The sequence below is a fragment of the Bradyrhizobium sp. GCM10028915 genome (genome assembly GCF_042666195.1).
Classification (GTDB): Bacteria; Pseudomonadota; Alphaproteobacteria; order Rhizobiales; family Xanthobacteraceae; genus Bradyrhizobium; species Bradyrhizobium canariense_D.
Window position 1 is genome coordinate 1 of sequence record NZ_JBHTFN010000075.1, and the last position, 322, is coordinate 322.

The window sequence follows — 322 nt, forward strand, 5'->3', positions numbered from 1 at the left end:
GCGCTGGATCCTGGCCCGCCTGCGCAACCAGCGCTTCTTTTCCCTGGCGGAGCTCAATGCGGCCATCCGCGGCCTCGTCGTCGAACTCAACGCCCGCCAGATGCGCGGTTTTGGCTCCAGCCGGACCGAGCTGTTCGCCGAGATCGATCTTCCCAAGCTGGGAGAACTGCCGGACCAGCCCTACGTCTTTGCGCGCTGGAAGCGTTGCCGCGTCGCGCCGACTATCATGTCGAGATCGACGGCCATTGGTATTCCCCCCTTATCGGCTGATCCGTGAACTCGTCGATGTCCGCATCGCCGACAAGACCATCGAGGTCTTCCA

1 pseudogene is annotated in these 322 nt (G+C 63.4%); it reads left to right on the forward strand.

Features of this window, described 5'->3' with window-relative positions:
- Nucleotides 1-322, forward strand: a pseudogene (locus ACFQX9_RS38600) (IS21 family transposase); the annotation flags it as partial.